The sequence below is a fragment of the Streptomyces sp. OR43 genome (assembly GCF_008042275.1).
Classification (GTDB): domain Bacteria; phylum Actinomycetota; class Actinomycetes; order Streptomycetales; family Streptomycetaceae; genus Streptomyces.
The window spans coordinates 726,856-740,611 of the sequence record NZ_RDBK01000043.1; the positions used below are offsets into that span (position 1 = coordinate 726,856).

Genomic DNA, 13,756 nt, shown 5'->3' on the forward strand with positions numbered 1-13,756 from the left:
CTTCCAGCCCCTCCGGCGTTTGAGGAGCGGGGTCCGGGGCGGAGCCCCGGTTACGGGAAGGGGCGGGGAGGGGAACAGGCCCGCCGCAGGCGCACGCACCCACCCGGCCGCYCCACCCACGCACCACAACGCACCACAACGCACCACAACGCACCCGCACCACAACGCCCGCCCACATCCGCCCCCACCCACACGCACAACGGCCGGGGCCGGACACCACACGGTGCCCGGCCCCGGCCGCAGACCAACGATCAGCGCACGCTACTTCTTGCGGCGACGCCCGCCGCCACCACTCTTCTGCGCCTTGCGCCGCTCCGCCCGGGTGAGCCCGTCCGAATCCCCGGAGGCCCCGCCGTCGCCGTTGGAGAAGTCGCCCTCGACGACGCCACCCTCCCCGTCCACCGTGGGAGCGGAGAAGTGCAGCCGGTCCGGACGCTGCGGAGCGTCGAGCCCCTTGGCCCGGATCTCCGGACGCGCCGCCGGAACGGCGTCCTCCTTGGACAGCGACGTCGCCGCGTCCTGGACGGGAACCTCCTCGACCTGCTGCTCGACCTGGACCTCCAGGTTGAACAGGTAGCCGACGGACTCCTCCTTGATGCCCTCCATCATGGCGTTGAACATGTCGAAGCCCTCGCGCTGGTACTCGACCAGCGGGTCCTTCTGCGCCATGGCACGGAGGCCGATGCCCTCCTGGAGATAGTCCATCTCGTAGAGGTGCTCACGCCACTTGCGGTCCAGGACGGACAGGACCACGCGCCGCTCCAGCTCACGCATGATGTCGGAGCCGAGCGTCTTCTCCCGCTCGTCGTACTGCTCGTGGATGTCGTCCTTGACGGACTCGGCGATGAACTCGGCGGTGACACCGGCGAGATCCCCGGCGGCCTCCTCCAGCTCGGCAACCGTGACCTTCACCGGGTAGAGCTGCTTGAACGCGCCCCACAGCCGGTCGAGGTCCCACTCCTCGGCGAACCCCTCCGCCGTCTCCTGGCGGATGTAGTCGTCGATCGTGTCGTCCATGAAGTGACGGATCTGGTCCTGCAGGTCCTCGCCCTCCAGCACCCGGCGCCGCTCGCCGTAGATGACCTCGCGCTGCCGGTTGAGCACCTCGTCGTACTTCAGGACGTTCTTACGCGTCTCGAAGTTCTGCTGCTCGACCTGCGACTGCGCCGACGCGATGGCCCGCGTCACCATCTTGTTCTCGATCGGCACATCGTCGGGCACGTTGGCCATCGACATGACGCGCTCGACCATCTGCGCCTTGAACAGACGCATCAGGTCGTCGCCGAGCGAGAGGTAGAACCGGGACTCGCCCGGGTCGCCCTGACGGCCGGACCGACCACGCAGCTGGTTGTCGATACGACGCGACTCGTGCCGCTCGGTACCGAGCACGTACAGCCCGCCGAGTTGCTTGACCTCGTCGTGCTCTGCCTTCACGGCCTGCTCGGCCTTCTCCAGCGCCGCGGGCAGCGCGGCCGCCCACTCCTCGACGTGCTCCACGGGGTCGAGACCACGCTGGCGCAGATCCGCCTCGGCCAGGTCGTCCGGGTTGCCGCCCAGCTTGATGTCCGTACCGCGGCCCGCCATGTTCGTCGCGACCGTGACCGCGCCCTTGCGGCCGGCCTGCGCGATGATCGGCGCTTCCCGGTCGTGCTGCTTGGCGTTGAGGACCTCGTGCTGGACGCCGCGCTTGGAGAGCTGCTGCGAGAGGTACTCGGACTTCTCGACCGAGGTGGTGCCGACCAGGATCGGCTGGCCCTTCTCGTGCTTCTCGGCGATGTCATCGACGACGGCGGCGAACTTCGCGACCTCGGTGCGGTAGATCAGGTCCGACTGGTCGGCCCGGACCATCGGCCGGTTGGTCGGGATCGGCACCACGCCGAGCTTGTAGATCTGGTGGAACTCGGCGGCCTCGGTCATCGCCGTACCGGTCATGCCCGAGAGCTTGCCGTAGAGGCGGAAGAAGTTCTGCAGGGTGATCGTGGCGAGGGTCTGGTTCTCGTCCTTGATGTCCACCCCTTCCTTCGCCTCGATCGCCTGGTGCATGCCCTCGTTGTAGCGGCGGCCGGCGAGGATACGGCCGGTGTGCTCGTCGACGATCATGACTTCGCCGTCGATGACGACGTAGTCCTTGTCCTTCTTGAAGAGTTCCTTGGCCTTGATGGCGTTGTTGAGGTACCCGACGAGGGGGGTGTTCACCGACTCGTAGAGGTTCTCGATGCCGAGCCAGTCCTCGACCTTCGCGACACCGGGCTCGTGGATCGCGACGGTCCGCTTCTTCTCGTCGACCTCGTAGTCGCCGGTCTCCTCGATGCCCTTGAGCGGGTTGCCCGCCTCGCCCTTGGTCAGACGTGTGACCAGCTTGGCGAAGTCGCCGTACCACTTGGTGGCCTGGTCGGCGGGGCCGGAGATGATCAGCGGCGTACGGGCCTCGTCGACCAGGATCGAGTCGACCTCGTCGACGATCGCGAAGTTGTGACCGCGCTGGACGAGCTCGTCCTGCGCCCAGGCCATGTTGTCGCGGAGGTAGTCGAACCCGAACTCGTTGTTCGTTCCGTACGTGATGTCGCAGCCGTACTGCTCGCGGCGCTGGGCCGGAGTCATGTTGGCGATGATGCAGCCGACGGTCAGTCCGAGGAACTTGTGGACCCGGCCCATCATCTCCGAGTCGCGCTCGGCCAGATAGTCGTTGACCGTGATCAGGTGCACGCCCTTGCCCGAGAGCGCGTTGAGGTACGCGGGCAGGGTGCCGACGAGGGTCTTGCCCTCGCCGGTCTTCATCTCGGCCACGTAACCGAGGTGCAGGGCTGCGCCGCCCATCATCTGGACGTCGTAGTGGCGCTGTCCGAGGACCCGCTTGGCGGCCTCACGGACGGTCGCGAATGCCTCGGGGAGCAGGTCGTCCAGGCTCTCGCCGTCCGCGTACCGTTCCTTGTACTCGTCGGTGAGCGCCCGCAGCTCGGCGTCGGAGAGGTTGACGAAGTCCTCTTCGATGGAGCTGACCTGGTCCGCGATGCGGTGCAGTTTGCGCAGGATCTTGCCTTCGCCTGCACGCATGAGCTTGTTGAAGACGGACACTGAGGCTGGTCTCCTTGCCGGTCGGGCCTGGCACTGGGTCGTGTTATGGACTCTGGCGCGGGCACGGCAGGTGGGCCCCACCGCAACGGCCATCGTAAGCGAGGACCCCGCCGCGCCGGGAGGGCTGCCACCGCCTTGACCCCGCAGTGCCCTTCCGAATCAACGGCCGAAGGGCACCGAAGGTGCCGGGAAGACCGAAAAGTACTCGCCACACGACGGTTCCCTCACCAGAATCCGTACATGGAGCCGATCACTCTCACCACCGACCGCCTGCTGCTGCGTCCCTTCGTACCGGGCGACGCCGACGCCCTGCACACGGCCTGCCAGGACCCCGACATCCAGCGCTGGACGGTCGTCCCCTCGCCGTACGGCCGCGCGGACGCGGAGCTCTTCGCCCGGCAGCTCTCCCCGGGCGGCTGGCAGGACGACTCCATGTACAACTTCGCCGTGGTGGTCCGCGACGGCGGCGCCCTGGCCGGTGCCCTCGGCATCAACCGGCGCACCGGGCCGGGGACGTACGAGGTCGGCTTCTGGACCGCCAAAGAGCACCGCGGCTTCGGCTACACGACGGAGGCGGTCCTCTGCGCCGCCCGCTGGACCTTCACCGCGCTCGGCGGGGACCGGCTGGAGTGGCGGGCCGAGACCGGCAACCTTCCCTCGCGAGCGGTGGCGCTGCGCGCCGGCTTCCATATGGAGGGCGACCAGCGCTCCGGGCTGATCAACAAGGGTGTGCGCCGCGATACGTGGGTCGGGGCCCTGCTCCCGTCCGACCTGGGGCTGCCCGGCACCGACGCGTATCTGCCGGCCGACGCCGCCGGACGGGCGTGAGGGGCGGGCGCCGGCCCCGCCCGGGATGTCAGTGCCGCCCTCTAGGGTGCGTGGCATGACGTCTGTGCAGCCTCCCGCAGTCGAACTCTCCGCCGACCAGGCCCGCAGGATCGCGCTGCGCGCCCAGGGCTTCCTCGGCGCCCCGGACCGACGGGCCGGGGTGCCCGGGGTCCTGCGCCACCTGGGCGCCGTACAGCTCGACACGATCTCGGTGCTCGCGCGTTCGCACGAACTGATTCCGTACGCACGCCTGGGCACGATCGGCCGCCCGTCGGTCGAGGAGGCGTACTGGTCGGGCGGTCGCGCCTTCGAGTACTGGTCGCACGCGGCCTGCATCCTGCCGGTCGAGGAGTGGCCGCACTTCGCCTTCCGCCGCCGCGCCTACCGTTCCCGCCCGCAGTGGCATCACGATCTGCCCGACGGCGCGTACGAGACGGTCATCAAGCAGCTGCGCGCCGAGGGACCGCTGACGGCGACGGAACTGGGGGGCGCGAAGAACGGTGGGGAGTGGTGGGACTGGTCCGCCTCGAAGGTGGCCGTCGAACGGGCCCTCATGTACGGCGAGGTGGTGTGCACCGAGCGCCGCGGCTGGAAGCGCGTTTACGACCTCGCGGAGCGCGCCCTGCCCGCCGCCGTGCTGCACGACGACTTGGACGACGCGGAGTGCCTGCGCCGGCTGGTGGCGCTCGCGGGGCGGTCGCTGGGTGTCGGCACCCGCATGGACATCGCCGACTACCACCGCATCAAGGGCGAGCAGTTCGACGCCGTGGTGGCGGACTCCGGACTGGTGCCGGTGACGGTTGAGGGCTGGGCGAAGCCGGCCTGGGCGGATCCGGAGGCCCTGGCCGCCGAGCCGCGCGGCCGCCATCGCACGACGCTGCTTTCGCCGTTCGACTCACTGGTCTGGGAGCGGGCGCGGACCGAGCGGATCTTCGGCTTCACCCACCGCTTGGAGGCGTACGTCCCCAAGCCCAAGCGGATCCACGGCTACTTCGCGATGCCGCTTCTGGCGGGCGGCAGGCTGCAGGGCCGGGTCGACCCGGCTCGCGAGGGCACGACGCTGGTCGCCCGGCAGGTGTCCCTGGCGAGCGCCAAGGCCGTGGCGCCGATGGCGCGGGCGCTGGTGGAAGCAGCCTCCTGGGTCGGGTGCACGGAGGTCCGGCTGGAACGGGTGGACGCACCGGAGCTGCGCGCGCCGCTCACCAGGGAAATCGCCCGCGCCCTGGCGTGAGCGCCCGCATTTCCGGGGCTTTACCGCCGGGCCGGGTCACCTGATCTCCAGGATCTTCTCCCTCATGGCGTAGACCACGGCTTCCATCCGGGAGTGCAGCTGGAGCTTCTCCAGAATGTTGCGGACGTGGTTCTTCACGGTGTTCTCGGAAATGAAGAGTTCCTTCGCGATATCGCGATTGTTCATGCCCGTAGCAACCAGTTTGAGCACCTCGAGCTCACGCTCGGTGAGCCGGGGCGCCGGAACAAGCCGGCGCTCGTCGGTCCGCTGGATCATCGACTTGAACTCGGTGAGCAGTTTGGACGCCATGGAGGGGCTGATCTGGGACTGTCCGTCGGCGACGGCACGAATCGCGGTGGCGACCTCGTCCGTGGAGATCTCCTTGAGGAGATAGCCGGTGGCACCCGCCTTGATGGCGTCGTAGAGGTCTGCCTCCTCGTCGCTGATCGTCAGCATGATGATCTTCGCGCTGGGGGCCACCTCCTTGATGGAGGTGCAGGCCTCGATGCCGCCCCGCTTGGGCATGCGCACGTCCATCAGGACGATGTCGGGCAGCAGGTCGGCCGCCTTGTCCACCGCCTCCGCCCCGTCTCCCGCCTCGCCGACGACCTGGATGTCCTCCTCCTGCGCGAGGACGATCTCCAGGCCTCTGCGGAACAGGGCATGGTCGTCGACCACCAGGACGCGGATCGGCTCCTTGCGGGAACCGCTGTCGTCGTCCGCACCGGCACGGTCACCGCCGGCGTCATCGGCATCATTCGCATCGCGCACGGGCCCGAAGGTGTCCGCCATCGTTCCTCCCCCTGAAGGCCACGGCCTGAAGTTCACAAACTGTCCGCCAACGGCAGTTCACAGAGCACCGATTGGCTTGGGCCGCCATGATTTCATGCCTGGACGTCGGAGCGGTGATCCCGTGGTCGCACGAGGGTGCCCCTGGGGGCGCACGGGCGCTCCAGGGGCACCACAAAGTGGTGGCGTCAGCCGCCGAGCGCGCCGCCCGCGCCGCCCGCCTCATCGGCGGCCAGCGGGTCGGTCCTCAAGTGGATGACACCGTAGTCGTAGGCATGCCGCCGGTAGACGACACTGGGTTCCTTCGTCTCGGAGTCGACGAACAGATAGAAGTCGTGACCGACCAGTTCCATCTCGTACAGCGCCTGGTCGAGCGACATGGGTGCCGCGACGTGCGTCTTCTCGCGCATCACCAGCGGTCCTTCGCCCTGAACCTCGAGCGAGCCGATCCTGGTGGTGGGTACGGGCTGTGCCGCCTCGTCGGCGACCAGCTCGCCGTCGCCGTTGAACGACGCCGCGTCCGGCACCATTTCACCGACCTCAGCAGCGGGGATGCGGCCCGTGCCACGGCGGCTGTAGCGCTTGTCGTGCTGCTTGCGCAGCCGCGCCTCCAGCTTGCCTGTGGCCAGGTCCAGCGCTGCGTACGGGTCGCCTGCGGCCGCTTCTGCCCGGATGACCGGCCCACGCGAGCGGAGCGTGATCTCCACCCGGTCGGAGCGGTCTGCCTGACGAGGATTCGGCTCCTTGGACACCTCCACGTCGAGGCTGATCACCTTGCCGTCGAACTTCTGGATCTTGTCCAGCTTCAGCTTCTCGGCCACGTGCTTGCGGAACCGCTCGGGCACCTCGGTCTTGCGGCCCTTGACGACGATGTCCACGCAGAACTCCGTTCCCGGATCACTCCGCTCAGGGGCGGAGCATCTCCCTTTTGCACCAGGCCCCGGTGATGACCGGAGCCGCGGACTCGGTGACTTCCACCTCCTCCTCCCCCGTCGGCAAGGTCTCCACCCCACCGAATTCCCGGTTTCCGAACGCCGGTGGGTCGCCTGCCCGAAACCTGGTGGTGCATTCGTCGAGGCCTGGCATTCACCATTCCTCACAACCGAACATAGCCTGCCAGGACGGATGTCGGCACCCGCTACTCGCACGTACCTCCGTTCAGGTCTTTTTACCCACTCACTACCTGCAACGATGCAAGTTCAGTTCCAGTTCCGGTTTATTTCGAAGGCAGAAGGAGAAGCTGCGACGACGGCCGCGTGACGCACCCCGGAAACGGCGCTCTCCCACCCGCCGCCCTCTTCGATCGCCCGGGCCGCTTCGGCCAACGAGGCGCCTGTCGTCAACAGATCGTCCACCAGCACCACCCGTCCGGCGGCAAGCAGCCGCCCGCCGCCGGCCACGACTCCCAGCGCCCCCGCCAGATTCTCCCGGCGCTCACGGGCGCCGAGCCCGGACTGATCGGCCACCGGACGCCGCTGGCGCAGCACACCGGCCACCCGGGCCGCCGTACCCGCACGGCGCAGTTCCGCGGCAGCCGCCAGAGCGATCCGACGGGCCGGATCGTGTCCCCGCGCGGCGACGGCCCGGCGCGCCGACGGTACGGGCACCAGCAGCAGCGGTCTCCCGTCGGGCGAGGCCCCCGCCCCGGCCCTCACGGCACCCGCCAGCGCCCTTCCGGCGGCTCCTGCGAGGCCGAGTGCACCGCGCTCCTTGTGGGCCAGCAGGACCGCGCGTACCGCGTTCCCGTAACCGGCGGCCGCGTGCACGAGGGGCAGGCCGACAGGCTCCGGATCAGGTCTCACCCGGCGGGGCACCCCGCCGTACAACTGCGCGGCACACTCCTCGCACAGCTCCGTCCGTGGACTGCCGCAGCCGCCGCAGTCCACCGGCAGGACCAGTCCCGCGATCTCACGCCACCACCCGCGCATGACTCCACTCTGCCCCCGCCGAGGCAGCCCGACCACCCCTGTGGACAACGGCCCGCCACGGCGGAACACGCGACCGCGGAGATCAGCCCGGGTAGACCAGCGCCGAACCTTCCTTCAGCACCGTCTGCCAGTTGTCGCCGGGCAGCAGCTTCACTATGCCGTCGCCGACCGTGTCCGCCATCAGCGGCAGCTGTTCGTCGTCCGCCGCCGCGATGGCCCGCACCTGGTTGACACCGGGCAGCAAGCCCGAGGAGGGCGTCGAACCGTCCGCCTGCACATAGCGGACCTGCTGCACCCCTCCCTCCTCTTTTCCGACCACCACGAGGCGGCTGCCGCCCGACCACGACATCGCGGTCACATCGGCCAGCTGCGGCGCGGCATGGCGGAGATCCACCACGGAGACCTGTTCCTTGCCCTGCGGGCCCTGCCGCTCGATCCGGCCGATCTTCAGCGTCGTCCGGTCGCCCAGGGTCAGCAGCAGTGCGATGCGTACGCCGTCCGAGGACAGCCGCAGTCCCGTGATCCGGCTCCCGTCCAGGATCGGCACGCTGACTTCCTGCGGCTTGCCCGCGCCGCCGGCCAGCCGCAGCAGTCGCGGGTTGGCCGGATCGCGGTCGGCGACCCAGAGGTCGCCCCGGCTGTCCCAGCTGGGGGCCGTCAGCCGCTCCCCGGCCTTCTTGGACGTGCTGGCGACCACCGGTGGCCGCAGTTCCCCGCCCGCGGCGAGGGAGGCCACGTAGAGCGCGTCCTTGTTCTGCGAGAGCGCGGCCGCCGACTGCTCGTCCCGGGCCACTCCGACCGCGCTCACCCGCAGCGAACCGCTGCCGAACGGGCCTGCCACCGGCTCCGGCGCGCCACTGCCCCGGGTGCTTCCCGGAATGCGCTCCACATGCCCCTTGGCATCGACGAAGTACTGGCTGTCGGAACCGCCCGACGAACCGTCGGGGGCGTACTCCTCGGCCTGGTCCGCCCCCAGCACGCACAGCGCCGACCCGTCGGACCGCTGCAGCTCGACCTGCTCGACCCGGGCGGACGTCAGGTCCCGGAGCGTGAAGAGCACCTGCGAGGCCATCATCCGGCAGGAACGCTGCCCGGCTCCGTCCGCCTTCTTGTTGAGGGGGACCGTCAGCACGTTGCGGTCGTCGGGGGTCAGCGACACGACGCCCTTGCGCAGTCCGGTACCCGCGGGGAAGCGGGACGCGACCACCGGCCGCAGCCAGTCGGTCGGCCCTCTGAGGAGGCTGCGGACGGCCTGCGTCACCGTGTCCATACCGGTGGCGGGGTCGGTCCGGTTACGGAGGTAGACGGGGTCGGCGACCAGCGTGGACTGTGCCTCGGTCCGCCCGGTGGCGAAGTAGAACTTGTTGACGGAGCGGTAGAGGCGCTTGAAGTCGGACTGCCCGAGAACCAGGCCGTCCGGCACTCTGTCGATGCGCCATTCGCTGCCGTCCGGCCCCTTCTGCCGCACCAGGTTGAGCGTCTGGGAGTAGTCGGTCGGCGCGAGCGGCTGATAGGCGTTCTGGCCGTCGACCGTTGCCACCTCCTCACCGGTCAGGGTGTAGGTGACCTCGTTGGTACTGCGGTCGCCGTCGCGGACCGGCCGGTCGCTCCGGTTCGGCGCGTTGGCCAGCACCGTGGTGAGCGCGCCCGGCTTCCAGTCGCTCGACGCCTTCTTCGTGAGGTACTGGCGCGTGGTTCTGAAATCGGAGTCGTCGCTGGTCATCGACTCCAGGAAGCCGTCGACCACCTCGTTCGGAGTGGCTCCGTCACGCGGCGCGACGGCGTACACCTGCACCTGGGAGTCACCGGGCTGCGAGGCGTCCACAGCCTTGACGTCTCCGGTGACGGGCATCGAGCCGCACGCGGACAGCAGCACGGCGCCGCATCCGAGCAGCACGGTCGCCCCCGCCGCACGTCCACGGCCGCCCTGACGACGGTCAGTGCCCACGAGTCGTGTCCCCCCGCCCCGGATCCTGCCCCGGAGAGTCGTTGTGACGGTCCGGCCGTTCCCCGGCGGGACGCGGCACCACACGTGCGCCGCTGCCCGGGAGGGCCGCCGGATGCACTGAGGCCGGTGCGGTCCGGGCAGGCATGGGGGCCCGGGCCGGTACGGGCAGTGCCCCCCGGTCCGTGCCGGCGGGCTGCGAAGGCACCGCCACCAGCCGGTGCTCGCTGCTCCCGGCAGGAGCGGACGCGGCCCGTTCCCGGTTCTCACGGTTGCGCCGCGAGTCCTCGGGCTCCAGCGGTATCGGCGATCCGCGCAGCGGTTCGTCAGCCGTACGCGGCAGCGTCAGCCGGAACTGCGAGCCGCCGCCGGGCTCGCCCCAAGCCTGCAGCCAGCCGCCGTGCAGCCGCGCGTCCTCGACGGCGATGGACAGCCCGAGACCGGTGCCACCGGTCGTCCTGGCACGGGCCGGGTCGGCCCGCCAGAAGCGGTTGAACACCCGGGTCGCCTCGCCGGGCTTCAGCCCCACTCCGTAGTCCCGGACGGCCACGGCGACCGCTCCGCCGGCCACGCCCATCCGCACCACGACATCGCGTCCCTCGCCGTGCTCCACGGCGTTGACGACCAGATTGCGCAGGACCCTCTCGACCCGTCGCGCATCGGCCTCGGCGATCACGGGCTGCTCGTCGCCGACCACCCGGATCCGGGTGCCCTTGCGCTCGGCCAGCGGCTCGGCGCCGCCGATCACCCGGCGCACGACCTGCCGCAGGTCTATCGGCTCGGCCTCCAGTGCCGCGGCACCGGCGTCGAAACGGCTGATCTCCAGCAGATCGGAGAGCAGCGACTCGAACCGGTCGAGCTGGTCCCCGAGAAGCTCGGCGGAACGCGCCGTGACCGGGTCGAAGTCGACCCGCGCCTCGTGAATGACGTCGGCGGCCATCCGCACGGTCGTCAGCGGCGTCCGCAGTTCGTGCGAGACGTCCGAGACGAAGCGCCGCTGCATCCGGGAGAGCTCCTCCAGCTGCTGGATCTTCAGCTGGAGGTTCTGAGCCATCTTGTTGAAGGCTTCACCGAGGCGCGCGATGTCGTCCTCGCCGGTGACCTTCATCCGTTCCTGGAGCCGGCCGGCCGAGAGCCGTTCGGCGATCCCCGCCGCCATGCGTACGGGGGTGACGACCTGGCGCACCACGAACCAGGCGATGGCTCCGAGCAGCACGACCACGAACAGCCCCGCGGTCGCGAGTGTGCCCTTGACCAGGGTCAGGGACTTCTCCTCCTGCGTCAGCGGGAAGAGGTAGTACAGCTGGTACGGATTGCGGTCGATGTCGTAGAGCCGCTTGCCCACGATGAGTCCGGGCTGCGGCTCCTGCCCGTTCGCGTACTTGATCTGGGAGTACGTCTGAAACGCTCCCGGGCCCTTGTTCACCGACTCGCGCAGTTTCTGCGGGATGCTCGCGGCCTCGACGCTGCCCGAGCCGCGCGGCGCGCGGGACCCCTCGTCGGCGCTGAGCGCGACCACGTTGAACGCGTTCTTCCCACCACTGGCGAGCTGGCCGACGAGCTCGGTCCGCCAGGAATTGTTGGCCGACGTGCCGTCCGCGGTGTCCCCGCCCTGCGTATCGGGGGGAAGCGGTGCGTTCGCCTTCTCCTGGGCGGCCACGAACCCTCCGGCCGCCTGTGTCTGTGCGGCCTTGCCCTTCGCGTCCAGCAGCCCGTTGCGCACCTGCCCGATCACGACGAGACCCAGCAGCAGCACCACACCGAGCGACATCAGCAGCGTGCCGGCGACGACCCGCAGCTGGAGGTTGCGCCGCCACAGCCGGACGGCAGGCAGCAGCGGACGCCGCAACCAGCGCATCAGCAGTCGCGGCACCGGCCCGCCGGGCGCCCGGTCCTGGAACAACCGGCCGCCCTGCAGGAAGCGCCCCACCGGAGATGACGTGTGCCCTGAACCGGCAGCCCGCTCCGCACGGACTCCCGGCTCCCCGGGCTTCGGAGCAGTACTACCCAGGGACATGTCAGCTCGGTCCGGCCTTGTAACCGACGCCTCGGACCGTCACGACGATCTCCGGCCGCTCCGGGTCCTTCTCGACCTTGGAGCGGAGTCGCTGCACGTGGACATTCACGAGACGGGTGTCAGCGGCGTGACGGTATCCCCAGACCTGCTCGAGGAGTACCTCACGGGTGAAGACCTGCCACGGCTTGCGGGCGAGCGCGACCAGCAGGTCGAACTCCAGCGGGGTCAGGGCGATGGACTGCCCCTCCCGCTTCACCGAGTGCCCGGCCACATCTATGACCAGGTCCCCGATGGTCAGCTGTTCCGGTGCCGGTTCCTCGGACCTCCGCAAACGTGCCCTGATCCGGGCAACCAACTCCTTAGGTTTGAACGGCTTGACGATGTAGTCGTCGGCCCCGGACTCCAGGCCCACCACCACGTCAACCGTGTCGCTCTTGGCAGTGAGCATGACGATCGGCACACCGGACTCGGCCCTGATCAACCTGCAGACCTCGATGCCGTCCCTACCGGGCAGCATGAGATCCAGCAGAACCAGGTCCGGCTTTGCCTCACGAAATGCAGCAAGTGCCTTGTCGCCGTCCGCTACGAACGACGGCTCGAACCCCTCACCACGCAGCACAATCCCGAGCATCTCGGCCAGTGCGGTGTCGTCGTCGACGACAAGGACGCGTCCCTTCATAAACGACATCATCCCATTAGCTAATCGTTACCTGCGATGATCTGGCACACAGCTCTGCCAGTCCGACCCCTGTGACCGGGGAGATTACGCCCTCCTCCGTGACGATCGCCGTGACCAGCTCCGGCGGCGTGATGTCGAAGGCGGGGTTGTACGCCGGGGCTCCCACCGGGGCCACGGGCACTCCGCCCGCACCCCTCCCGCCACCCCCCAGCCGGGGCGGTGTGACCTCCGTCACTTCCCGCGCCGGTCGTTGCTCCACGGTGATGGCCGCACCGTCCGCGGTGTGCAGATCCACGGTCGTGGTCGGTGCCACCACGATGAACGGTACGTGGTGATACTTCGCGAGGACCGCCAGCGGATAGCTGCCGACCTTGTTGGCCACCGACCCGTCGGCAGCGATACGGTCCGCCCCGATGAGCACGGCATCCACCTCGCCCGCGGCGAACAACGACCCCGCGGCGTTGTCCGTGAGCAGGCTGTACGGCATGCCGTTGCGTGCGGCCTCGTACGCGGTCAGCCGGGCGCCCTGCAGCAGCGGACGGGTCTCGTCCACCCACAGCCGCCTGAGCCGCCCCGCCCGGTGCGCACCGAGCGCCACCGCGAAGGCCGTTCCCTCGCCCCCGGAGACCAGCGCCCCGGTGTTGCAGTGGGTCAGCAGCCGATGGCCACCACCGGGCAGCAACTCGTTCAGGAGGGCGAGCCCGAACCGTGCCATCTGCCCGCTGGCCACCGCGTCCTCCCGGTGCAGCGCCCGGGCCTCGTCCAGCGCCACCGCCGCCGCCCGCTCCGGGCCGGCCCCCTTGTCGACGGCCGCCCAGTACGCCCCGGAGGCACGCCGTACCCCGTACCCGAGATTCACCGCGGTGGGCCGCGCCTGCTCCAGCAGACCCGCGGCCTCCGCCACGTCGTAGCCCCGCGCGGCGGCCAGGGCCACCCCGTAGGCCCCTGCGATGCCCAGCAATGGCGCCCCGCGTACCGCCAGCGTCCGGATCGCCTCCACCAGGGCGGGGACGTCGGTACAGGCCAGCTCCGCCTCCTCGGCCGGCAGCCTCGTCTGGTCGAGAAGCACCAGGACAGGGCCCTCCGGAGGCTCGTCCCAGCGAAGTACGGGAAGCGCGGCGGGCTCGCTGCCCACCGGCGATTGCGCATCCTGATCAGCCATCCGCCCAGTCTGCCCCGTGGGGTGCCCGCGCAGGAAGGAACGAAGGAGATACAGCGCCAGGCCCGGACGGGTGCCACGCGTGGCACGATGGCTGCCAACCTG

At 69.7% G+C, this 13,756-nt stretch carries 10 protein-coding genes; 2 read left to right on the top strand and 8 right to left on the bottom strand.

Annotated features, from left to right (window positions below):
- Positions 1-261 precede the first annotated feature (261 nt).
- Positions 262-3,075, bottom strand: coding sequence for a preprotein translocase subunit SecA (secA, locus tag EAO72_RS21615; protein ID WP_148018956.1), 2,814 nt, complete (start codon positions 3,073-3,075; stop codon positions 262-264).
- Between the two features lie 240 nt (positions 3,076-3,315).
- Between secA and EAO72_RS21620 the strand changes: the two genes are divergently transcribed.
- Positions 3,316-3,903, top strand: coding sequence for a GNAT family N-acetyltransferase (locus EAO72_RS21620; protein WP_148018957.1), 588 nt, complete (start codon positions 3,316-3,318; stop codon positions 3,901-3,903).
- A gap of 55 nt (positions 3,904-3,958) precedes the next feature.
- A complete protein-coding gene (locus EAO72_RS21625) occupies positions 3,959-5,134 on the top strand; it encodes a winged helix-turn-helix domain-containing protein (RefSeq protein ID WP_148018958.1) in 1,176 nt (391 codons plus the stop codon).
- Positions 5,135-5,170: 36 nt separating this feature from the next.
- Here EAO72_RS21625 and EAO72_RS21630 read toward each other — a convergent pair whose 3' ends face one another.
- From EAO72_RS21630 to mtnA, 7 genes are all read right to left on the bottom strand, one after another.
- The gene (locus EAO72_RS21630) at positions 5,171-5,926 is read right to left on the bottom strand and encodes a response regulator (protein ID WP_148018959.1); all 756 of its coding nucleotides are present in this window, start codon (positions 5,924-5,926) and stop codon (positions 5,171-5,173) included.
- 185 nt (positions 5,927-6,111) lie between these two features.
- Positions 6,112-6,801: a ribosome hibernation-promoting factor, HPF/YfiA family gene (gene hpf, locus EAO72_RS21635; protein ID WP_148018960.1), complete on the bottom strand. Its 690-nt coding sequence runs from the start codon at positions 6,799-6,801 to the stop codon at positions 6,112-6,114.
- A gap of 321 nt (positions 6,802-7,122) precedes the next feature.
- Positions 7,123-7,851, bottom strand: a complete 729-nt coding sequence (locus EAO72_RS21645) for a ComF family protein (protein ID WP_148018962.1) — start codon at positions 7,849-7,851, stop codon at positions 7,123-7,125.
- Between the two features lie 82 nt (positions 7,852-7,933).
- Positions 7,934-9,703, bottom strand: coding sequence for an LpqB family beta-propeller domain-containing protein (locus tag EAO72_RS21650; RefSeq protein WP_148021949.1), 1,770 nt, complete (start codon positions 9,701-9,703; stop codon positions 7,934-7,936).
- A gap of 85 nt (positions 9,704-9,788) precedes the next feature.
- The gene (gene mtrB, locus EAO72_RS21655) at positions 9,789-11,813 is read right to left on the bottom strand and encodes an MtrAB system histidine kinase MtrB (RefSeq protein WP_187285165.1); all 2,025 of its coding nucleotides are present in this window, start codon (positions 11,811-11,813) and stop codon (positions 9,789-9,791) included.
- A gap of 1 nt (position 11,814) precedes the next feature.
- A complete protein-coding gene (gene mtrA, locus EAO72_RS21660; protein WP_187282414.1) occupies positions 11,815-12,504 on the bottom strand; it encodes a two-component system response regulator MtrA in 690 nt (229 codons plus the stop codon).
- A gap of 4 nt (positions 12,505-12,508) precedes the next feature.
- Positions 12,509-13,654, bottom strand: a complete 1,146-nt coding sequence (mtnA, locus tag EAO72_RS21665; protein ID WP_148018963.1) for an S-methyl-5-thioribose-1-phosphate isomerase — start codon at positions 13,652-13,654, stop codon at positions 12,509-12,511.
- Positions 13,655-13,756: the final 102 nt, after the last annotated feature.

Coding starts and splice junctions, on each gene's coding strand:
- EAO72_RS21620 (WP_148018957.1), top strand. CDS start 3,316: ATGGAGCCGATCACTCTCACCACCGACCGCCTGCTGCTGCGTCCCTTC.
- EAO72_RS21625 (WP_148018958.1), top strand. CDS start 3,959: ATGACGTCTGTGCAGCCTCCCGCAGTCGAACTCTCCGCCGACCAGGCC.
- EAO72_RS21630 (WP_148018959.1), bottom strand. CDS start 5,926: ATGGCGGACACCTTCGGGCCCGTGCGCGATGCGAATGATGCCGATGAC.
- EAO72_RS21645 (WP_148018962.1), bottom strand. CDS start 7,851: ATGCGCGGGTGGTGGCGTGAGATCGCGGGACTGGTCCTGCCGGTGGAC.
- EAO72_RS21650 (WP_148021949.1), bottom strand. CDS start 9,703: ATGCCCGTCACCGGAGACGTCAAGGCTGTGGACGCCTCGCAGCCCGGT.
- mtrB (WP_187285165.1), bottom strand. CDS start 11,813: ATGTCCCTGGGTAGTACTGCTCCGAAGCCCGGGGAGCCGGGAGTCCGT.
- mtrA (WP_187282414.1), bottom strand. CDS start 12,504: ATGATGTCGTTTATGAAGGGACGCGTCCTTGTCGTCGACGACGACACC.
- mtnA (WP_148018963.1), bottom strand. CDS start 13,654: ATGGCTGATCAGGATGCGCAATCGCCGGTGGGCAGCGAGCCCGCCGCG.